Source organism: Fibrobacter sp. (genome assembly GCA_012523595.1).
GTDB lineage: Bacteria > Fibrobacterota > Chitinivibrionia > Chitinivibrionales > Chitinispirillaceae > JAAYIG01.
Genome location: JAAYIG010000103.1, coordinates 24,154 through 45,880 on the forward strand (window position 1 = coordinate 24,154; position 21,727 = coordinate 45,880).

At 43.9% G+C, this 21,727-nt stretch carries 14 protein-coding genes; 8 read left to right on the forward strand and 6 right to left on the reverse strand.

All coding sequences use genetic code 11. The features are described 5' to 3' along the window. Positions 1 to 9: 9 nt before the first annotated feature. The 6 genes from GX089_06530 to ccsA all read left to right on the forward strand — a co-directional run bounded on the left by GX089_06530 (position 10) and on the right by ccsA (position 8,212). Positions 10 to 846 carry a hypothetical protein gene (locus GX089_06530; protein NLP02131.1) on the forward strand — a complete coding sequence of 279 codons (837 nt, stop codon included), beginning with the start codon at positions 10 to 12 and terminating at the stop codon, positions 844 to 846. Then, the gene (locus tag GX089_06535) at positions 843 to 2,714 is read left to right on the forward strand and encodes a hypothetical protein (GenBank protein NLP02132.1); all 1,872 of its coding nucleotides are present in this window, start codon (positions 843 to 845) and stop codon (positions 2,712 to 2,714) included. Before GX089_06530 ends, GX089_06535 begins: the two co-directional genes overlap by 4 nt. 122 nt (positions 2,715 to 2,836) lie before the next feature. After that, positions 2,837 to 4,057 (forward strand): hypothetical protein, encoded by a 1,221-nt coding sequence (locus tag GX089_06540; protein ID NLP02133.1) that lies wholly within the window; start codon positions 2,837 to 2,839, stop codon positions 4,055 to 4,057. 17 nt (positions 4,058 to 4,074) lie between these two features. Beyond that, positions 4,075 to 5,250, forward strand: coding sequence for a hypothetical protein (locus GX089_06545; GenBank protein ID NLP02134.1), 1,176 nt, complete (start codon positions 4,075 to 4,077; stop codon positions 5,248 to 5,250). A gap of 24 nt (positions 5,251 to 5,274) precedes the next feature. Then, positions 5,275 to 6,348 (forward strand): hypothetical protein, encoded by a 1,074-nt coding sequence (locus GX089_06550; GenBank protein NLP02135.1) that lies wholly within the window; start codon positions 5,275 to 5,277, stop codon positions 6,346 to 6,348. Then, complete coding sequence (gene ccsA / locus GX089_06555) at positions 6,338 to 8,212, forward strand: cytochrome c biogenesis protein CcsA (protein NLP02136.1); 1,875 nt, start codon at positions 6,338 to 6,340, stop codon at positions 8,210 to 8,212. Before GX089_06550 ends, ccsA begins: the two co-directional genes overlap by 11 nt. A 154-nt stretch (positions 8,213 to 8,366) precedes the next feature. On the opposite strand, the gene GX089_06560 is transcribed toward ccsA, so the two are convergent. The 3 genes from GX089_06560 to GX089_06570 all read right to left on the reverse strand — a co-directional run bounded on the left by GX089_06560 (position 8,367) and on the right by GX089_06570 (position 13,360). Beyond that, entirely contained in the window at positions 8,367 to 10,466 is a 2,100-nt protein-coding gene (locus GX089_06560; GenBank protein NLP02137.1) for a T9SS type A sorting domain-containing protein, read from the reverse strand. Positions 10,467 to 10,825: 359 nt separating this feature from the next. Continuing rightward, positions 10,826 to 12,580, reverse strand: coding sequence for a glycoside hydrolase family 43 protein (locus GX089_06565; GenBank protein ID NLP02138.1), 1,755 nt, complete (start codon positions 12,578 to 12,580; stop codon positions 10,826 to 10,828). A 309-nt stretch (positions 12,581 to 12,889) separates the two neighbouring features. Further along, on the reverse strand, positions 12,890 to 13,360 hold the full coding sequence (locus GX089_06570) for a hypothetical protein (protein NLP02139.1): 471 nt from the start codon (positions 13,358 to 13,360) through the stop codon (positions 12,890 to 12,892). Positions 13,361 to 13,600: 240 nt separating this feature from the next. Here GX089_06570 and GX089_06575 point away from each other — a divergent pair, with 240 nt between their 5' ends. Together GX089_06575 and GX089_06580 are read left to right on the forward strand one after the other, a co-directional pair. Next, positions 13,601 to 15,190, forward strand: a complete 1,590-nt coding sequence (locus tag GX089_06575) for a sodium-dependent transporter (protein ID NLP02140.1) — start codon at positions 13,601 to 13,603, stop codon at positions 15,188 to 15,190. Next, positions 15,183 to 15,353 (forward strand): hypothetical protein, encoded by a 171-nt coding sequence (locus tag GX089_06580; protein NLP02141.1) that lies wholly within the window; start codon positions 15,183 to 15,185, stop codon positions 15,351 to 15,353. Before GX089_06575 ends, GX089_06580 begins: the two co-directional genes overlap by 8 nt. A gap of 187 nt (positions 15,354 to 15,540) precedes the next feature. On the opposite strand, the gene GX089_06585 is transcribed toward GX089_06580, so the two are convergent. The 3 genes from GX089_06585 to GX089_06595 all read right to left on the reverse strand — a co-directional run bounded on the left by GX089_06585 (position 15,541) and on the right by GX089_06595 (position 21,689). Continuing rightward, positions 15,541 to 17,487 (reverse strand): glycosyl hydrolase, encoded by a 1,947-nt coding sequence (locus GX089_06585; GenBank protein ID NLP02142.1) that lies wholly within the window; start codon positions 17,485 to 17,487, stop codon positions 15,541 to 15,543. A gap of 359 nt (positions 17,488 to 17,846) precedes the next feature. Further along, positions 17,847 to 20,555 carry a hypothetical protein gene (locus tag GX089_06590; protein ID NLP02143.1) on the reverse strand — a complete coding sequence of 903 codons (2,709 nt, stop codon included), beginning with the start codon at positions 20,553 to 20,555 and terminating at the stop codon, positions 17,847 to 17,849. A 696-nt stretch (positions 20,556 to 21,251) separates the two neighbouring features. Then, complete coding sequence (locus tag GX089_06595) at positions 21,252 to 21,689, reverse strand: hypothetical protein (GenBank protein ID NLP02144.1); 438 nt, start codon at positions 21,687 to 21,689, stop codon at positions 21,252 to 21,254. Positions 21,690 to 21,727: the final 38 nt, after the last annotated feature.

Genomic DNA, 21,727 nt, shown 5'->3' on the forward strand with positions numbered 1-21,727 from the left:
GGGTGTAAAATGACGAAAATACGAAGCGGGCAGACAGTTTCCTTCTTATCGGCTGTTTTTCTGCTGGCTGTTTCAATTTCAGCCAGGATAGACCGTGTCGATATCTTTGACAGAGCCGGAAACAGTCTGCTTTTTGTGGAGTTTGAGTATGATGCAGATGGGAAAAATACCGGGCGTTCTGTATATGCTTCAGACAGCACTTTCCTGAGAAGGACAGTTTTTGTAAACGATAATACAGGAAAAAGAATCAGAGAGGTATCGTTTGATTTCAACAACGATACAATAGGCAGGACTGAATTTTCCACAATCGGTAATAAACCAGGTATTTCGGTATTTGATCAGTTTAAACTTGATCAATTCGGGGCGCCTGTCAGCTATTCGGCCAATGGTGAAAATTCATATGATATCTACCATAATGGCTCGGTCGTTTACAAAATGAGATACAGCTCCAATGCCGGCGGAGACCTCAGCCGCATTGAGGTATTAAGCCCGCAAAATGAGCTTTTGTATTATGCTTCTGTTTCTACACCTTCAAGTTCGGTGAAGGGGTATACAGGGGGCGCGACTGTAGTCCCGAAGATCACATTCTCCGCAAACCATTTTCATCTTTCGGCAGATTTCAACAGTGTTACAGATGTGAAGCTGTGTATATATGATTTATCCGGCAGGCTTGTGTCTGTTCCCTTCTCAAAGAGATTGAAACCCGGCCTGTTCAAGGGACAATTCAGTATTGATGAACCTGGAAGGCGATTACCCGGGGGAGTGTATATTGCCCGGCTCTATATCAATGATAAGGCATCAGCATCCACTCACAGGTTTATAAATAAAGCCGGGAGTCTGAGATGAGAAAAACATTTTACTCTATAATATGCCTGCTTTTGATGCAGCAGATTTGTTTTGCAGAGGATCCAAAGGAGATTGTGCCTCCCAGCCTGATATTTGAGCTTCTTGCACTCAATGGTGACCTTGAAACAGTTCAGAGACCACGATATCTTTCTCCTTCCTCGATGGAGGTTTCACCTGATGGCAAGTTCATATACATCGGGGCACGGACAGCCAAACAGGTGCTTGTTTTTTCTGTAAGTTCAAATTCCGTCACAAAATCTTTTCCTATGCCCAATGAACCTACAGGCATAGCTGTTTCTGGTGATGGTTCAAGGTTATATGTAACCTGTTCATCGGAGCGCTGGCCCAATGGCATGGTCTGTGTTGTAAATGTATCATCCGGAACGATTGAACAGCGGATTTCAGCAGGTCACATGGCACGGTCTCCGGTTTTAAGTCCTGATGGGGATATGCTTTACGTCTGCAACTGGATGGAAAATTCCATATCATTTATCAATGTCGTTTCAGCAAGGGAAGAGAAACGGGTACCGGCGATCAAGGAACCTTACTCAATGGCATTGTCTGGTGATGGAGCTTTTCTGCTGGTGGCAAATATGATTCCGGATGGAATTGCCACTGATACGGCGATGACCTGCAAAGTCTGTTTTATTGATACTAAGACAGGGTCCATTAAAAAGACATTGAGGCTGCCAACCGGAAGCCACTCCACAATGAACATCTGTCTGACACCTGACAAGAAGTATGCATTTATCCCGCATCTGATCGGCCGTGTCAGCCTTCCTGCTGTCACACTTGATCAGGGATGGGTGCATTCGAACAACCTCGCTATTATCGACATGGAAAAACAGGATCTGTACAATGATGTCGAACTTGATGACAACCGGCTGGGGTTTGCAAATCCATGGGATGTGGCTTGTACAGATGATGGAAAATGGTTGTGTGTTGCGCATGCAGGCTACGATGTGCTGACTGTTGTTGACATGCCTGCAATGTTTGAAAAGCTGAAAGGAAAGGGAGATGTTTCACATGAATTTACATTTATACGGGATTTGAAAAGAACGCTGGTATTAAGAGTTCGCAGTCCGCGTTCTGTCGCTGTAATCGGATCAAAGGCATATACGGTTGGTTACTTTTCGAATAGTATTGAATCTGTTGATCTGAATGCGGCAAGTCTCCTGCCGCAACTCCACGAGCTTGCTCCTGAGAAGGCTTTGACTGCAGAGCGAAAAGGTGAGAGCTATTTCTATGATGCCAATCTCTGTGTCGGACATTGGCAATCCTGTCATTCCTGTCATCCATTTACCCGTCCCGACGGACTCAACTGGATACTTTCCGACTCCTACCTGAATTCACCTAAAAATGCAAAAAGCATGCTTCATACATTCCAGACTCCTCCAACCAACTGGACCGGCAGGCGCAACGATGCTTTTGAATCTGTCCGTGCCGGAATTCGCCTTGAGCTGCAGGTGGAACCTTCAGCGGAAGTAGCGGTGGCGCTGGATACTTTTCTTTTACGTCTTAAACCTGTTCCAAGTCCAAAGCTTGTGAAAGGGAGACTGAGTGAATCTGCACAAAGGGGCAGAGAGATTTATTATGATAGCAAAAAACTCGATTGTATCCATTGTCATCCCGCACCTCTGTTTACCAATCTTAAAAATGCAAATGCGGGTGTTGTAGACATCTATGACCCGCGAACAGAATGGGACACTCCATCCATAATAGAATGCTGGCGAACGGGACCCTATAATCACCTTGGATCCCATGAAACAATAGAGGAAATAGTCCTGCAGCCGGGTCATTCCAAAAATGTCAAAGCACTGACCTCTGAAGAGTTCAGGGATCTGATCGAATACATACTTTCACTGTAATAGAATCGGAGAGCCCAATGGCGCAGCTAAAAAGGTTTGCGGTTATTTTTTTTCTGAGTTTTTCAATGTTATTTGCTGAGGAAAAATCTGGGGTCAGTATTTCCGGATGGGGCTGGCTCACTATGGGTCAGGTGAAAGGATCGGAATATGTAAATATAATGGGGAATGTTGATTTCAGTGAAAAACCGCTTGGCGATTTTCAGGCTGGTGTGAAATTCACATCTCCTATGTTTTCGAGAACTGTCTGCAGACTTCATCTGATGAGTTCATTTATGTTCCCTGTGGTAAATATCTCCATGGGTGTAGACAACGCAGAACCGCTTCAGAAATCCTTTGCACTCTCTCTTCTTGAGGCATCTTTACAAACAAATTGGAGTGTCTCTGACAATGATACAGTGTCGGTAGAATTCGGATATTTTCCTGTTAAATATAATCCGGAAGCGATGAATCTGGGGGAGTATCTTTTCCGCAGCAATGCTTATCCCGCTCTTCTGGTAAGCGGATTTGAACAGGCTGACAAAGTAAAACTGGCTGGTGTCAGGACAGGCTATCTCAACCATGCATCATCGGGAACCTATAAGGTCGATCTTTATCTGAATACCGAAACCGACCTGTTCCCCACAATGGATTTATCTCTCTCAGGTATTCTCAGCTATAAGTGCCCGAAATCATTTATCGACCTCTCCGCAGGTATCTCATTTTTCCATCTTATACCGTTTGACGAAAAGAGAATTACACCTGCAAAAGACAAATCGTATACTACACAATCAGCATCTTTTATTGACTCCCTGACAGGGGACACCACCCATTACACATTCAGGGGTACAAAGGTCGCTGCACGTATAACCATCGATCCCAAGGTGTTTTTCAAAAGGGGAATTCTGGGGGAGAATGATCTTAAATTATATGCTGAATCTGCTGTTCTGGGGGTAAAAAATTATCCCGGATGGTATAATAACATAAGGGAGCGGATTCCGGTAATGTTCGGGTTCAATCTGCCGGCTTTTAAATTGCTTGATGTACTTGCTGTTGAGGTTGAATATTTTCCTTCACCATACCAGAACTCATTTCAGTTTATGTGGAAATCTAATTCACCTGTTCCTTATTTCAATACCTATGCGGGTATCGAGTATTATTCAGACTGGGAGCGAAAAACTGATGATGACTGGAAATGGTCTGTTTATGCATCGAAATCGATAGGGAAATTCCGGATCAGCGGGCAGATCGCAAGTGATCATATCTCAAGAGCACCTTACATGGTGGCAGGCAAAAAGGTCTACTCTGAAATCTGTCCGAGAACTGAAGACTGGTATTATATGCTTCGCTGTGGATTTTTCTTTTAATGGCAGAGGATTTAAGCATGCATACACTTGTCCAGAATGAGACCAGATTCTCCTGCAGCAGGTTTTCATCACCTGCAGGTTTGACGGAAATCTTTATCACTGTGAACAGCAGGGATGATATTTCCTTTGATGAAGCGCTTGAGGAACTGAGAGATGTGTATGCTTCTTTGTCGGATGATTTAAAGCTGGACAAAAACACTCTTCAGTTCACTCGTGTATATTTGAGTGATTACGCCAATGAATATCTACCTTTACTGAATTCTGATTTATACAGGATACTGCAGTCAGGAGTTGTTTCTGTAATTGAACAGAGGCCGATCTATGGTCCGGTATCACTTTTTTCCTACCATATCAAAGATGAAACCGGTTACCTTCGTAAATACAATGTAATTGCAGATCCGGAAAAAGAATTTCAGAAGATGTTAACAAATGGAAATTCCTACAGCCTTCTCTGGACAGCTAACAGCACAGGTGACGGGGCTGACAGTAAAACCCAGACAGAGAATCTATTTTCTGAGCTTTCAGCCAATGTCAGCAAATACAGGATGAGCCTGCGGGAAAACACTGTCCGTACCTGGATATATGTAAGAGATATTGATAATAACTACAAAGGGATGGTTGTTGCCCGCCGTGAATTATTCGATTCGATCGGATTAACGGACAAGACCAGGTACATTGCAAGCACCGGTATTGAAGGAAAGTCGGTAAACAGGAAAGCTCTTGTCACTCTTGATTCACTATCAATAGGTAATCTTAAAGAAGAGCAGATTATAAGAATGGAGGCTCTGGATAATCTGTCATCGACAATAGATTACGGGGTGACATTCGAGCGGGGTCTGCGGATCAGATTTGGCGACAGGTCTCATATGTATATTTCCGGAACGGCAAGTATTGACAACAGGGGTGAAATCCTTTATCCCGGAGATATAAGGGGACAGACAGAACGTACTATAGACAATATCGAAGCTCTGCTCAGGCCTCATGGGGCAACGATTGACGATATGCGTTATATAATTCTGTATGTCAGAAACAGAAAACATTATCAGTTCATACAGGATATACTACTGTCAAGGCTGCCGTCTGATATTCCTCTTATTTCCGTTGAAGGAGCAGTATGCCGTCCGGGATGGCTTATCGAAATGGAAGGTGTGGCCATAATAGATGATTCAAATGATTATCCTCCCTTTTTCTGATCTCCCGTTGTATGATGTAACTGTATGACCAATCTCCTCAAAAAAACAACGGGGTATATTGCTTCTGCAAAACTGAGTGTTACATGTCTTTTACTGATGGCTGTTATTGTTTTCTGGGGAACTCTTTACCAGTCATCGGAGGGACTCTTTGCGGCAAGGGAGCGGTTTTTTCAATCATGGTTTGTACTGACACGATTCAGTATACCTTTCCCAGGGATGAAGCTGATCTCACTGGCTCTTTTACTCAACGTGATATTCAGCTCTCTGAGGTTTTTTAAAAAGCCTTTAAAGTATTCCGGCCTTATACTTATTCATTCCGGTTTAGCATTGTTTCTAGCTGGAATCCTTTTTTCATCCAGATTTACACAGGAATACTATTTGCCGCTCCGGGAGGGTCAGGAAGTATCAAGTGCATATAGTACTGAACAATTTGAAATCGCCTCATTCAGGACAATATTTTCGCAGTCATCGTTTGTAATAGATTCAATTCCAGTGGCCAGCTTGAAAAAGGATCAGGAAATAGTATTTCCAAATACAGGTATGAAATTTAAAGTGAGAAGTGTCGGCAGAATAAAGGAATCTCACGATGGGCAGGAAAACATTCAGGGTTGTCAGGCTGCACTTATAATCGATGAATTATGTAATTTCAGGTTTGAAAAGGAAGTAGTGCTTAAGAGCAATGAACAGCCGTTTTCTTATATTTGTGGATTTGACACTGTGTTAGTTTCAATGCGTCATTCCGCGGTTCCATTACCTGTCAATTTGAAACTGATCGATTTCCATGGTAAGTTCTATCCAGGCACAAAAACACTCAAAAAGGTGGAGAGCCAGATTCTGGTCAGCAGTGATAAACTGGTCAGAGAAGTGAAAGTGTCGATGAACAAGCCATTCAGGCATGGATCGTATACTTTTTATCAGGCGTCATTTTCAAATGACGGAGGCAATGAGGCTGTCAATATTTCGGTTGTGTATAATCCATACCGCCTCTTCCCCTATACAGCAAGCATCCTCATGATCGCGGGGTTCATTATTCATCTTCTGCTTCTTGTCATCTGGAGAAGCAAATCTGAACCGGGGCATATCTCTGATGGAAAATAGACCTCTCTGCAGCAATCAATCTCTGCTGAAAACCGCTTTTATAATATTCCTGCTTTTTGCATGCGTTTTCTCAGAGGATGATTCGAAAATTGATTTCAGCAGGGCAGGCAGAATTATTGTTCTGGATGAGGGGCGGAAAATGCCTCTTCATTCGTATGCCCGGAAAAAGCTCATTCAGATATCCGGGCGCGGAAAAATTGGCGGTATGAGTGCACTGGAGTGGCTTCTGGAGCTCATGTTCAATCCCGGGAAAATTGACACCTTACAGTGTTTCAGAATCATTAATCCGGAAACAGTGGATGCTCTTGGCATCGAGGGGCCGTATAAACGGCGTTATCGCTATACAGAACTGTACAATGCGCTTGGAAAATGCGAGCAGATTGCAATCTCCCTTTCAAAAAGAGAATTTTCTGAAATTCAGCCTTTTGAACGGGAAATTATGCAACTGTGGCATAATGTACAGGAATATAACGCACTGGGTTCAATGTTCAGTGCATTTGATCCTTTTGAAGCATTTACCATTTCAGACAGCGCACTGGCTTCATCGCTGCGGCTTCGGTTAAATCATCCCTATTCCTACAGCGAAATGATCCGGTTGTCTCATGTTTTTTCTGCTGCTATGGAGAATCTAAACAGTAAACAACTTGATTCATTGACAAGCGGTGAATCGGAACTGCTGAGGCTTGTCCGTACAATGCACGCACTGAGTTCACAGATGCAGAATGCTCCGCCGCCTATCATACATGTAAATGAAAATGGAAATGAGGAATGGTACAGTATCTGGGGATACCTTGGTAAATCTGGAAACAAGGCACTGAAAGACAATCAGGTCAGGTTACTTCTTCATATGAGAGCCGCATATCTGAACCGGGATGTCGCTTCTTTCGCTGACGCAGTCGATCATTTAACATCTGTAAAATACAAGGATTATCCTTTCCCTGGACTTGAAATTCTATATAACAGATTAAATCTGTTTTTCTGGGCCAGAATTCTTCTTGTACTGGCAATATTTGCTACTCTCTTTGGGATGTTTTATGGCCATAAATGGGCGGGGGTTGCCAGTCTCTTTTTAATCGGGTGTGGATGGCTGCTGCAGACTACAGGCTTAATTTTAAGGATATTCATACAGTTGCGCCCGCCGCTGGCAAGTCTGTATGAAACGTTTGTTTTTGTATCGTGGATAATTGTGATACTGGGCACAGGACTCGATCTGATTCAAAAACGTAACCTTGGTAAATTGATTGCATCGTGCGGAGGATTTTTATTTCTGGTAATATCAGGCAGGTATGCGGTTAATGGCGATACTTTCGGGGTTATTACCGCAGTATTGAATTCCAGCTTCTGGCTTACGATTCATATTGTGACGATTTCAACCGGATATGCAGGATTCCTTGCCTCCGGGCTGCTGGGACATATACATCTGATTCAGAGAGCATTGAAAACAGATAAAAAGGTTACACAATCAACATCTGAAGCAGTGTACATCTTTATGCTCCTCGGGCTTGCTTTTACGGTTGCTGGAACCATGTTAGGGGGAATGTGGGCGGATCAGGCCTGGGGAAGGTTCTGGGGGTGGGATCCAAAAGAAAACGGAGCCTTACTGATAATACTATGGGGTTCTGCAGTGGTTCATGCAAAAAGAGGAAAGATTATCGGGTCGGCTTTAACATCTGCATGCGCAGTAATCAGTATTCTTATGGTGATGCTTGCATGGATCGGTGTAAACCTTCTGGGTGTTGGCCTTCATTCCTATGGATTCACTTACTCAGGAATTGGTTTACTTGCCGGTGTTTTTGTTTTAGAATTCCTGTTTCTCGTATCGATGGGTTTTTTAAACAGGTCTTCTGAAAAGGAACCGGCCTGAGGTCCCATACCGGTGATTCTGAGCCCACTGATTTCAACAATCCTTCGGGAAGAAAATCATCTTAATTCGTAAAGAATAGGCTGCCGGTTTCCAAATCAATATGCGGCAAAGCATGAAAAATGCTTTGCCGTGAAATTGTAATCCGGATATTTCATTAATTGAAGACGCATATTCTGTACAGTTCTGAAACTCCATCCAATGTTATTTTTAACAGATAATAACCATTATGCAGACTCTTCTTTGGCAAACTGACCGATACTGCACCGGATGTGCTGTTTACTTTTCTGCTGAATACCCTTTGCCCGTCGATTGAAAAAAGATCAATTCTGACGTTTTTATTATGTTTATTAATAATAAAGGAAAGGGTGGATGGACTAAACTGAATGTCGCGTACCAGTTTTGTGCCTGAGTTATGCGGTACTGTAGATCTGGCTTCAATTTTCACTGTGCCCGGATAGGTGATATCCGGTTTGGGTTGCGGAAGTTTCATGCCATCACCCAGATAAAAACCTGTGAATGGCGGCTGATTATAGGCGACATTCTGCCAGGCAATGCTTACACGGTAGTGTGTATCATGCATCAGAGTATAGAGACGATGGGTTGTGGGAATTGTTGTAGTGTAGATCCGCAGCTCACTTCCTGTGGTGAAAATGACCTCTTCTCGCCAGTCGCCAAAGAGGTCTGCCTGGAGATTCGGGACCGCTTTGGTTCCATTGATTGTGGATACTCCTGATGTGCTTAGAAGTGTACCTCCGCCGAATTTTGTAACATTTGTACCTGAGAGAAATTCGCGCAAGAGATCTCCATCCCACCATATTACAAATGCCATCGATCCCGGTGAACCGGATATAGGCTGTCCCTTGCAATTGTAAAGACCTACGCCTGTAGAGGCCCAGCATTCCATGCCTTTGTGAGCGGCTGTAATATCTGCTGCTGTTGCGCGTCCCACGTCACCGGTGCCTGGCTTTGACCACAGGACACCGCCATCTGCCTTGGATGGATCGCGCAGATCAGCACATCGGCCACTCTCGTGGCATGACCAGTACTCCAGACCAGGGCGGTCGGGATCGATATCAGACAAGGCGGCGGCATCTCCGTGTCCTACTCTTGATGTTCCGATAAACCTGCCATCATCGTCAATGGTGCAGGCCCCATACACTATTTCCTGTCGCCCATCGCCATCTACATCACCCACACTGAGATTATGGTTGCCCTGCCCCACAGCTCTGCTGTTTCCTGATGCATTGGAGTCAAAGAACCATCGCTCGGTCAGTTTGCCATTGCGCCAGTCAAGAGCCCAGAGACAGGTGCGTGTGTAATACCCCCGGCATGCCACTACGCTTGGATTAACGCCGTCAAGGTAAGCGACACAGGCTAGAAAACGGTCCACACGGTTGCCATAATTGTCCCCCCAGCTGGATACGCTCCCCCTTGGAGGTTTGTAATTGATAGTTGCGAGTTCAGCACCGGTTTTTCCGCTGAATATTGTAAAGTATTCCGGACCATTGAGAACATAACCCCCTGAATTACGGTAATTGGCATTATCATTATCGGAAGCAGCAGGACCGGTCTTTAAAAATGATCCGGTCCCGTCTTTGGTACCCGGAGCGGTTTTGCATGCAATTTCAGCACTTCCGTCACCATCAAGGTCGTACACCATGAACTGTGTGTAATGTTCACCCTCCCGGATATTAACCCCCAGATCGATCCTCCACATAAGGGTACCATCCAGTTTGTATGCAGTCAGTTTGACCTCTCCGGTTGTCCCGCTTTGTGAATTGTCTCTGGGAGACCTTTCCTCTTTGACCACAAGCTCGTACTGTCCATCACCGTCAAGATCACCGCAACTGGCATCACCGGCCCTGTACCCTGAAACATTTCTCAGTGGAATTCTGAGATAATTGGATGAAAGCACATGCTCGGCAGTGCTTGCTGCCTGCTCCTGCCCCCCGATAACTGCCCGTACTGAATACTCTCCGCTGCCGCTGCTGTTATCCTGGTAGCAGGTTGCATTTGTAATAGGAGTGGAATTGAGTCTGGTTGATCCTTTGTATACGTTAAATGCAATGTCGGTTCCCTGTTCGGTGCCGAACAACCGCCAACTGAGGAAATACCCGTTTCCTGCTTTTACAGCAACAAGTCCCCGGGACAGTTTCTCCACAACCTGTGTTCCGGATGACGCACTAACTGTTGCTGCCAACACACTTAGAGTAGTGGTGACAGCAAGAGATCTGAGCTTTTTAAAGTAAAGCATTTTCCTTTACCCCCCCCCTGGATTAAATGCAGTGAAAAAAATTAATTACCAGTAATATTAAGCAATAAATGGATGTTTGGCAGAAAAAGGTGGATCTTCGGAAGAAATTTTATAGTACAGATGGACTACATTGATAGTTTACTGTTTTACTCGTTATTAACTGATAAGAATCTGTGCCATTTGTGTTTGTCCGGGATAAAGGCCCGGGTAAAAAGAACAGGTCATTTTTCCGGAAGCCCTGAAAAGATATGCTGAATTAAGCACATGGCAACGATATATTGCCTGTAAAAATAAGTATAATTGTCTATTCTCATTGCGCCAGTAAAGGCTACCTGGGCCTTCGACCGCTGGTACTCATTCTATGGAAAAACGATATGCCTGGTAACAGAACTGTTTCCGTGTCTGAGTGTAAAGAAAAATGATCCTGGTTCAAGAGATGTCTTATTAAGTGTCACGATATTTTGTCCTGCAATTCCCCGGCCGCTCCATAGAATACCGGCTTTTCGTCCGGAGAGATCATACGCGATTATTCTGGCCTCACCTGCATGTTCAAGAAAAAACGTTGCCTTTTCATTTCTGATTGTAAGGTATGGAGCCAAATGACGCTCATAAGTGGTGGAATTTATTATGTTGACTACTGCGTCCAGCCGGCTCATCCAGATTGAGTTTCCTTTGGAGACAGACATAACGCTTACGGCCATCACTTCCCGTCCCAGACCGCTGTCCCATTGACGCAATGCTACACCATTGTAAACTGTTCCTCCGACAGTCATCCGGATCCTGTAATCATCCCTCTTCTCCCATGTACCTGTAACAGCACCGCTGATTGTACCATCACGGTTGAGAGTTACTTTCTGGGAGTTTTTTATCGTTCCGGAGATATCGCGGCCATGGTCGACATATGCATAGGTCCCAGGGATAGATTCAGCATTGATGGGACCGGCATTCTCTCCCGCATACCTGTGTGGTGCCATTACAAACCACTCATCTTCATTCAGAAGCATCTGATGAACCCTGACCTGGTGGAACTCGCCTCTGCCGGGAAAACGGGTATGCATGATATTGAAATACCTGTTGCTTACCGAATCATAAATGGTGGAATTATGGCCTGGTGAGGCGTATCCAACGCCTGTAGCTTTCCCATTTTCATCCATAAACTGGAAATTTCCCACCAGTTTATGGCCGTAAGGTGCAAGGCTTCCCCGGGTATCGCCTCCGGTAGCTTTGCAATTAATCATATCGTTTCCCATTGGATCAAGATAGGGACCATCGGGATTTTTCGAACGCGCTACTCTGAGATTATATCCATCGTTTGCACCCAATCCGCCGAAGGAAATAAACAAATAGTAGTATTTCGTGTGTGGACTGTATTGGATGAATGCTCCCTCGAGCTGGCCATGATTGCCGCCCATGAGTTTTTTACCATATCCCTGATTTGGTAACTGATATCCGGTAGAAGGATCCATCTTTATGATATAGATTCCACCGGAATATGAACCGTACACCATCCAGAGTGTATGCTGCGCGTCAAAAAAGGTATGGGGATCGATGGCATTAGGGTGGACATTGGCGTTATATCTTGTACCGTCCTCGCCAGTACCATTCATTCCGGACCGTAACAGTATTTTCAGATTTGTATAGGGTCCGCCAATGTTATTGGATACTGCAATGCCAAGAGCTGAGAGCGGTGAGCTACCTTCACATGAGCAGTAATACATGTAAAATTTACCATTATCAAGCCGCGTAAAACATCCAGCCCACAAACCTGTCACTTTAGACCAGGCAAAGGTCTCACTGAGCTCTTCTGTGACATTTGGTATAAGCTTGTTTCCGTTTCTTACACCGTCATTTGTGTATTGAGTCCACTTGATAAGATCGGTAGAGTATGCTGATGCCAGATGGGATCCGATAACCCAGAATGTATCATTAACACGTAATATTGATGGGTCATGCACTGAAACATCTCTGAATACAGGCGGTTCAATTGCGGACTGACCACTGTGAGCAGATCCGGCAAAAGTGATTATAAGGAGAAAAGTAACAGTGTACAAAGATATGAGCGGCCAGAATGACCGGAATATTTCTTTATGCAATGAAATAGTCACTGAGTGCATGACTGCTCCTGGTTGAATGGATTTTTGAAATAATTACCTGATAATATAACGGGAATCATCGGTTGCAGAGTCCATATATAAATATAGCCCTTTAAGGGATGAAAACAGTGAATCAGTCTGGTTTGAAGGTAAGATTCTGGTGGCTAAAATGCCCACACTCCGGCTATACTTTGGATGTTCTCAATGTACACTGAGCGAAGCCGAAGCGTACATTGAGATTAGTAGCGGCAGGTTTGATTACGAAGACAGTTCGACAGATACTGATTCCTACTCCAGATTAGGAGTGAGGGATGAAAAAACTGCAGTTTATCAGTTCATCTCTCCAAGAATCATCCTTGTGATCTCTTTTCCAAACAGTAATACTTTCTCACTGTACCGTGCAATACCTGTCAATTGTTTCAAAAAAACCATGAACTTCCCGGTACCGATACTCTTATTGTAAAGCAGGAAATTAAGTATCATAAGTGAATTATAGAAAGTGATCCCGTTTCTAGAAGCGCTCATCAGTATCTTCCTGTCCTCTGAAATGACCGGCAGATGTAAACTTTGCGCCAGGTCGAGAAGCTGCTTATCGGCAGTAGTATCGCGGATATCGATGCAGTGTACGACAACAGACAGTTCTGAAAACCCGGTCTCTTTCAGGCAGCTTTCAGGTGTATGGAGTTGAATACACCGGGCAGCGACATCGAAAAAACCGGATTTCTTCATGTAAATGACAGATGAAGCATCGATTACAGCAGCTTTCAGTGATTGGAATCCTGAAAGAATTTTGTTTTTCATTGTTGTTGTTCAGGAAAAAATCCCGTAATTAAATTAAAAGTCATTACAAATCCGGAAAATGCATGAAGAATGCATCTCCCGTAAGGAGACTTTTAGTATAAATGATGTCACCGCTGCCTGTGGTAAGCAATTCTTTGCATACCATAAGGATTTTCCATCAATACTTGTTCCTTTTACTTAGAGAAATTAGTTTTAGTATAAAAATGGCACTGAAATAGAATATCAGGAGACAAGCAAAAAATGGCACAGCGGGAGTACTGGGGTTCGAAACTCGGAGTAATTCTGGCAGTTGCAGGAAGCGCGATCGGGTTGGGGAATTTTTTGCGTTTTCCGGTAAAGGCAGCAACCTATGGTGGCGGGGCATTTCTGATCCCTTACCTGATAGCCTTTGTACTTCTGGGGATACCACTTGCCTGGGTAGAGTGGACTATGGGAAGATACGGAGGCAGGTATTCACATGGGAGTGCACCCGGTATTCTCGATGTTGTAGTCAGGAAACCGTGGGCAAAATATGTTGGATCGCTGGGCATCCTGGGTCCGCTCCTGATCTATTTTTACTATGTCTACATTGAATCGTGGCTTTTGGGATTTGCCTTCTATGCTCTTAACGGTGAGCTGCTTAATGCAGTAGAAACAAATACTATCACCGTTTTTTTCGGCAACTATATAACTCTCCAGACTACACTTTTCGCAAATATCCCTGCTGCACTTGTCTTTTTTCTGGTGACATTTATTCTGAATTTCGCCATAATCGGATTCGGTATACGGCGTGGCATTGAAGTGGCCAATAAATTTGCTTTACCACTTATTTTTATTCTTGGAATAGTGCTTCTGATTCGTGTCCTTACCATTCCAGACATTGACCGTGGATTGGCTTTTATGTGGAATCCTGATTTCAGTTCACTGCTGAAACCCAAAGTATGGCTGGAAGCATCAGGGCAGATCTTCTTTACTCTCAGTGTAGGTATCGGAGTAATACTTACTTATGCATCATATGTCCACCGTAATCAGGATGTCGCGTTATCTTCTCTGTCATCTTGTGCTGCAAACGGGTTTGCTGAAGTAATAATCGGGGGGACAATAGTAATTCCGATGGCAATTGTGCTTTTCGGTGTAGACAATGTAGAACAGGTGGCAAAAGTGGGGACATTCGGGCTGGGGTTCAATACCATGCCAATGCTGCTGGGGAAGATACCGTTGTCTTCACTACTGCAGTTTATCTGGTTCATGCTGCTGTTTTTTGCCGGAATTACCTCATCGATGTCCATTATACAGCCCTCTATCAGTTTTCTTGAGGATGAGCTCTCATGGAAACGATCCAGGGCGGTTGCGGTAACAGCCCTGCTGTCTTTTATTATGTGTCTTATCGGAGTGTTCGGGTTGTCGGGCGGTGCAATCGATGAGCTTGATTTCTGGGGAGGAACATTTGCGCTTGTCATCTTTGGAACCATCGAGGCAGTTCTGTTCGCATGGGTACTGGGAATTGATAAAGGTTGGGATGAACTGAACAGGGGTGCTCATATCAGGCTTCCGGTCATATTCAAATACATCCTCAAATACGTGACTCCTGTTTACCTTCTGGTAATCCTGACAGCCTGGTTTATTACTGACGGATGGGGATTTATTACCCTGAAGGGAATAGATCCATCGGAACAGGTGAATTTTCTGGGTGTAACACTGTCTAAAACAGTATTTATTGCAGCGTTCAGAATTCTCCTTCTAATGCTTCTTTTCGGGATCAATCTGGTCATTTATCTGGCATGGAAAAAGAATAAAAACGAGAATAAATCTACAGTTAACAATCTTGAGAAGGAAACGGTTCATGCGTGAACAAATGATGCCTTTAGGGTGGATCTTTATGGCGCTTATCTGGACTGTGATTATCGGACTTAATGTGTATTGTTTTGTAAATATTTTCAGGGACAGAAAAGAGGAAATCCCCGATCCTCTTCCTGCAATGGATGAGGACTGTCATGTGTCTGATTCTGAATAGTTAAGAAGTCTGAAGGAGATATTGAGGCACAGGAAATTTTAAATGCTGCTGCCTCTGATCACAGGCATCGTGCCTTGGCAACAGATATTAATTGCAAGAGACACTTTTTACTCTGAGCTATTTATGCCAAGCATGAATTCCGGAAAAATGATGCAGTCGATCCTGAAATGCCTTTGAAAGCAACAAACTAAATACCATTTATTCTGCTTATATACAGTACTTCACCGGAATTCCCCATCGCTTTTACAATGTAGCTTCCCCTGCCTGCAATCGAGGAGACAGGGATGCTGGATGGTTTCAGCACTTTTTTTCTATAAATAACAGAACCTCTTAGATTGTACAGTTCAAGAAAAATAGGCCTGTTTTCGCTTCCGTTAACTGTTATTATGCTTCCTTTAACTCCAACCGGCCGGAATGTGAATTTTTGAAACTGATTAACAAGAGAAACAACTGGTATTATATTTACCTTGATAATTACACTGCTTGTGCAGCCGTAACTGTTTGTGTAAAGTGCTTTGTAATTTCCGGCCTGGCCGGGTCTGATGTTTTCAAATTTCACTTCTCTTGAATTTGAACTGAAATTCTGCGGGCCGGACCAGGTCCAGTCACCTGTCAGGGGCTGCGGGCCCAGTATCAGAGAGTCCCCTTCATCCACAGTTACTTCATCTGTTTCCTGCCAGGGATCATTATTAACTTTCGCATATGGGGTAAGGACCGGTGGATCGCATTCAGCAGGAATCACTCCCGGAATTACACAGGTGGTAACAGTCTGACCTGGAACACTGATAGAGAAAGATTTGCCGGAAACAGGAATATCAGGCAAGGAGGTCAGACTGCCGGGGAGAGAGAACCTGTGAATCTTTACTGTCTCTCCCAGTTCGGAGAATTTTGATAAATCAAAAGTGTAATCAACGCTGCTGCCGGTACCATTTCTTATTACAACCACAAGGCTTCCAGTTGATGGTACAAGTGCGGCAACAGTATTGTCATTGTTGCTTGCAATTATCTGTGAACCTGGACGGATAAACCTTGAGAAAGCCGAGTGCATATAGAATCTTGATGTATATGTGAATCTTTGATTGGTGAGATCAGCATTGATAGTCATCCAGTTACCACTGGGATCGCAGATCTGCCAGTCAAGCCAGGCTTCAGCCTTCATCTCGCGTAAATCACGTATGATCACATCCGCCATCCATAGTGCAATATTACTGTTGTCATCTTTATGCAGAGGACCCGTCTCAGACTGCCAGAGTCTTTTGCCCTTTGATGCCGCAGCCTGCGCAAGCTGAGTTCTGAAATTGTACCCGGAGTAGCTGTGAGTGTTGATTTGAGAAATGTAGTCAAGTGCGGATTGACTGTATGCGTTAAGGGTTTTAAGTGCCTGTTCAATGGATGTTTCATCTGAGGCACTGACTGTTGTTGCAGGGAAAAGGTTTTTGGCTGCAAGTGCTTTACCAAGCTCCACTATCATAAGGGACTGATTGTTTTTGAAACCACACCCTTCCTGGGTTCCGTTTGAATTCCACCAGCCAGCGCTTGGTTCGTTGAATGGTTCAACGGTTCTGAAAAGAATATTATAGGTTTCCTTATAGTGCTTTACGACTTCGGTAAGGTAGTCAGCAAAGTCATCAAAATAGTCGCTCTTAAGGTTGTCAGATCCATCACTGCTGCCGGCAGCACAACCGCTCTTTGTCATCCACCAGGGCGGAGAATTGGAGAATGCCTCGAAGATAAGATCTTTTCCCTGAGCAGCAATCTCAAGGAGAATGTTGCGCTGACAGGAGTCGGCACTCCAGTCGTATGGACCGTTTTCAGTGGGCTTGAAACCGGGAATGGCTGCACCTCCGTTACCTTTGGTCAAATGATTATGCCCCGGTCTGTCACCTCCTCCGATGTTATACCTAAAGATATTGTAACCCAGTCCGGTATCTGGATTGACTATTGCACCAACCAGTCTGGCTCTGTTCGCCGCACTCCAGCGTCCAGTATTGTTTGCCCACCAGCAAAGACTGCTTCCCCATCCCTCAAAACGCTGATATTTTACTGATGGGTCGATTATTACTGTTGCACCTTCTGCTTCTGACAATGCAAGAAATGCAACTGCCATGAAAGAGATTAATTTCAACTGTTTCATATGTAATCCCGGGTTAAAAAATTTCCTTTGACCGGTATGAATATACAAGGCCAGAGGCGTTTGATAAAATATACATTTTATAAACAGTTTTCAGGCATTTGAGGTTCCACAGTAGGTTTCTCTATCAACAATTACTATACAGGATTTTAAAAAAGAATATCAGTTTTTAGGCTGAACATCCAGAACAGCTTGTAGAGGAACCGATTCAGGCGTTTATTTAAATACCATTTTTAAGATTTGAGAAGAAGTAAATCAGTTTTTGCAGTATTTGTTACAATCATCCCTGTTTTTGAATGATTTCCTTAAAAAACTCTATAACAAAGTTTTTTTCGTCTTTTACGGATAAGGATACAATAATGTCATTTTTGGATTATAAACTGGCTTTTTATAACTTCGTTTCTGTCTGGAATCCTTATTGTCATCACGTAAAAACCCGCAGGTAATCTGTTGTTAATAGCTATTCTGTGGATTCCATGCGGCAGGTTGCCACTGTAAAAATCTGACACAATTCTTCCCTGAGCATTGTAAAGCTTAATATCAATTTTCTCCTTACCGGGAGACCTTACAATGAGACCGGAACCATTGATATCGAACGACCACTTCTCTATTTTGCCGGGAACTGTTCCTGTATTCACAGCAGCATCTTTTCCCCAAACTTCCGCTTCAATGATGCTCAGCCAGTTGTTATTATCAGAGTTGACACCTGAAGCGCTGATTTTCACATATCGGCCGGTTTTTTCAGTGGTAATAATTGTTTGAAGTGAAGGGTTCAACATTGTGGTACCGCTCCATACCTGCACCATCTGCTCATCACCCACTTCAATCTTCAACTCATAAGTTCTGCTTACTCCATTCTGAGCCATAATCCTGAGAGCATTTATAGCCTTTGTGGAACCAAGATCAAAAGTTATCCAGGCATTCTCAATAGTATTATCGTTTGCCCATCTGGTGGCAGTATTTCCGTCAAAGGAGTTCTCTTTGGGATTACCTGTCTGCTCCGCACCTGCCGTAGCGGATATGATAGCCAGTTTTTTGGTACCTGAGGGAACAGATGGAGTAAAGTGGGCAACAGCAGAGATATCACTGTTAATTGTTATTTTGACGGATTTTTCGGTACCGCTCAGAGCTCCGCTCCACCCGCTGAACTCCCAGCCCTCTGCAGGAGATGCTGTAAGTGTTACCTCAACACCGGACTTATAGCTGTCGGAATCGGGTGATTTGCTCACCGAACCGGATCCGATTACTTTTGTTGTCAGAGAATAGGAGGCATTTTGACCAATTATTGATATGTTGGGTTTAGGAGGAGTATTCATCCCGTTGCCCAGGTAAAAGTCAACCATATTTGACTGGTAATACCCTTTGAATGTCATACAGTTCCTGTATGCGGGATTGTGGGGAAGAGTGTAGATTCTGTCTGGTGAAGGATCTGTGGCGGTGAACACAAGCAGACTGTTCTGATCATCAGCAACATATACCACCTCTTCGCGCCAGTCACCAAGTATATCGCCGTAAAATCCGGGTACATTCCGCGCCCATTGAATATTGTTTTTAAAAGTAAACAGGCGGCTTTCACTGCTGTTCTGGTAATTCCACTTAGTCATTTTATTGTTGTCCAGGTTCTCACTGAGCAGATCCCCATCCCACCAGATTCGCAGATTCGGATACGAGGCCGGAAGTGCATTTGAGACTCTTGAGCCATTAACATTGTAAATGCCATCTGTAAAAGTCCAGAATTCATATCCCGGTGTACGGGGGTCGAAATCCCCGGCAGTTCCCCGGGCAAGATCAGCTACCTGATCGAGAATCTGCTTTTGTAAAATGGATCCTGTTTTTGCATCGTAAAGAGCCCATGCAAGTCTCGAAGGGTTATCCTGCTGTATTGCATAGCCCTCCAGTCCGGGACGTGAGGGATCAAGATCTCCCACATGAAAGCGATCACCGTGAACCAGCCCGCCGGTCCGTCCCAGACTGTAAAGAAGTGTACCATCAGGCTTGAGACAGTATCCAAATGGAATGATCTCATCTTTCCCATCCCCATCGACATCTATTGTCCTCACATTATGACCATCAGGACAGTCCTGGTTTCCGCGGAGCCATTTCCAGTGCATCCTGAATTCACTGCCGGCATAACCGTATGTAGTTACCATCATATTAAAGCCGCCGGAACCTACTCTGTTTTTGGCAGAGAAAACTACACTGGGATTCACCCCGTCAAGATAAGCTATTCCCATGTGTCCACTCATCGGTCCGTCAGAGATGTAATCTGTAGGAATTGACGCACGTGCAATCTCTTTTCCTGTCATCCCTTCCATTACCGATATGAAAAGACGGTTGTCATTTGCATCTGTGAGAACGGAACCATCGCCAAATTTCACTCCGTTTGCCGTTCTCATGATCACTTCCGCTTTTCCGTCATTATTGATATCGTAGACGGTGAGGCAGTCATTGTGTCCTATACCGACTGAAGAAGAACCGGGTTCGATATTGTTTCTGTTCAGACTGTTTGGTCCGCAGTCAAGCTGCCATAGAAATGTACCATCACGTTTGTATGCCTCTACTACCTGGGTCTTTGCAGCGTCTGAGGGAGTTTTCATGATAACAAAATCATACTCCCCATCACCGTCCAGGTCTCCTACCCAGATTAGCCCTGGTGTATATCCAGCCTGTTTTCTGATGGGAACCCGCAGACAGGGTATGGTGTTTGATCCATGAACATAAGTCACGACAGAAACTGCAGCGGATCTGGACTGTTCAACTCCACCAACAACTGCAGCCACACTGTAGTTCCCGTTTGAGTTGGTGTTATCGACGTAGTTGGAGACCTCAAGGTCTGCGGCAATCCGGGTATCTCCTCTGTAGAGGTTGTATTTTGTGCCATTGTAAAACTCGGGAACCGGTATTCTCCAGCTTACAAGAACCTGGCTTGAGGATCGTCTGACGGCTACCAGACCTCTTCCAAGGTTTTCCATCTTTCTTTGTGCTTCTGAATTAAAGGCGAAAACAGAAATCAGGAAAATTCCGGCAATGAGTTTTGGGACATTTCTGGTGAAAGGAGCACTCGTAAGCATTTTATCATCTCCTTTTAAAGGCAGGTTTCATGATTATTAAAGGTACAATGAATAATATATGAGTTTAAAGGAGCAAAATCCGGGGAATTTAGGGGGTTCTTTAACAATGTGTATACAAATTGTATACAATACACTGCGTAATTGATTGAAATATAAGAGGTTAGATTTAATTAAGGATGATATAAGAGATAGTTTTGTATACAGGTGTTCAGTTGCAAAAGGGACGGACTATTTTGGTTAGAATAAGTGTAGTTACAGGTCATAATAAATGATCTCATTTGCTTGTTTCTGGGTTGATATTTCAGCAGGTTATCTTTCTTACAAGCAGAGGGTACAATAGCCCTATTATCAGGGGATATAACTCAATCCACAGGTAGGTTTTCGGGTTAGGCTTTTAAGAAGTTTTTCGTTGGGAATCTATGATTAGTAACTCTTTATCGTTTCAAGAGAAAGGGACGGACCAATTTTATTATGTTTGAGTGTTACGTTTTCGTTTTCAGGGACGGACTAATTAGTTATGTGTAATTGCTTATCGCGCAAAATAAAAAGGCTTTTTTTTATTCTAAAGATATCTGATTTGGGGATTGATATTACTGGAGACTATCCTCTTCAGGCAAGTGTATAAAAACCTTCCACTTCCTGGACCAGGCAGGCTCTTCAAGCAGCTTTTAAGAAGGTGTTTAATTCAATCTGGCCCTATGCAGAGCAGTATTCCTCCACCTCAGAAGCACCTTGCTTCACAAGAACAGCAATTGGAGGAATAGTCATTTTTAGAAACCTGGCAATGACAGATAAAGGTATGAGCTCCTGCTCATGGGATTGATAACAGAATTCAGCTCGTGCCTTCGACCGCTTGTCCTTCCTTCCCCGCTTCATCAGTTCTTCAAGGGAAATGCTGTAAGTCTCACATACCCTCCTGGCAACTTCCTCAAGCACAACATTATATTCAGCCTTCCGATGCTTCCTGTTCAGATAATCTTTGTAGTTCTCCAATGCTTTTTTTGCAAATTCAGGATCGCCGATTACCGCCGGCCATCCTTTGCATGAACCGGAGATCTCTGTTGCCTCGATAAATGACAACTCTCCAGCTTGCTCATTGTTACCGGTCTGACAACTCTCCAAGAGAAACTTCAAATATGAAGAGATAGCACTTGATTCAGTCTCTCCAAAGA

Bases quoted from the DNA above. Each gene is read 5' to 3' on its own strand.
- GX089_06530 (NLP02131.1), top strand. From the start codon at position 10: ATGACGAAAATACGAAGCGGGCAGACAGTTTCCTTCTTATCGGCTGTT.
- GX089_06535 (NLP02132.1), top strand. From the start codon at position 843: ATGAGAAAAACATTTTACTCTATAATATGCCTGCTTTTGATGCAGCAG.
- GX089_06540 (NLP02133.1), top strand. From the start codon at position 2,837: ATGGGTCAGGTGAAAGGATCGGAATATGTAAATATAATGGGGAATGTT.
- GX089_06545 (NLP02134.1), top strand. From the start codon at position 4,075: ATGCATACACTTGTCCAGAATGAGACCAGATTCTCCTGCAGCAGGTTT.
- GX089_06550 (NLP02135.1), top strand. From the start codon at position 5,275: ATGACCAATCTCCTCAAAAAAACAACGGGGTATATTGCTTCTGCAAAA.
- ccsA (NLP02136.1), top strand. From the start codon at position 6,338: ATGGAAAATAGACCTCTCTGCAGCAATCAATCTCTGCTGAAAACCGCT.
- GX089_06560 (NLP02137.1), bottom strand. From the start codon at position 10,466: ATGCTTTACTTTAAAAAGCTCAGATCTCTTGCTGTCACCACTACTCTA.
- GX089_06565 (NLP02138.1), bottom strand. From the start codon at position 12,580: ATGCACTCAGTGACTATTTCATTGCATAAAGAAATATTCCGGTCATTC.
- GX089_06570 (NLP02139.1), bottom strand. From the start codon at position 13,360: ATGAAAAACAAAATTCTTTCAGGATTCCAATCACTGAAAGCTGCTGTA.
- GX089_06575 (NLP02140.1), top strand. From the start codon at position 13,601: ATGGCACAGCGGGAGTACTGGGGTTCGAAACTCGGAGTAATTCTGGCA.
- GX089_06580 (NLP02141.1), top strand. From the start codon at position 15,183: ATGCGTGAACAAATGATGCCTTTAGGGTGGATCTTTATGGCGCTTATC.
- GX089_06585 (NLP02142.1), bottom strand. From the start codon at position 17,487: ATGAAACAGTTGAAATTAATCTCTTTCATGGCAGTTGCATTTCTTGCA.
- GX089_06590 (NLP02143.1), bottom strand. From the start codon at position 20,555: ATGCTTACGAGTGCTCCTTTCACCAGAAATGTCCCAAAACTCATTGCC.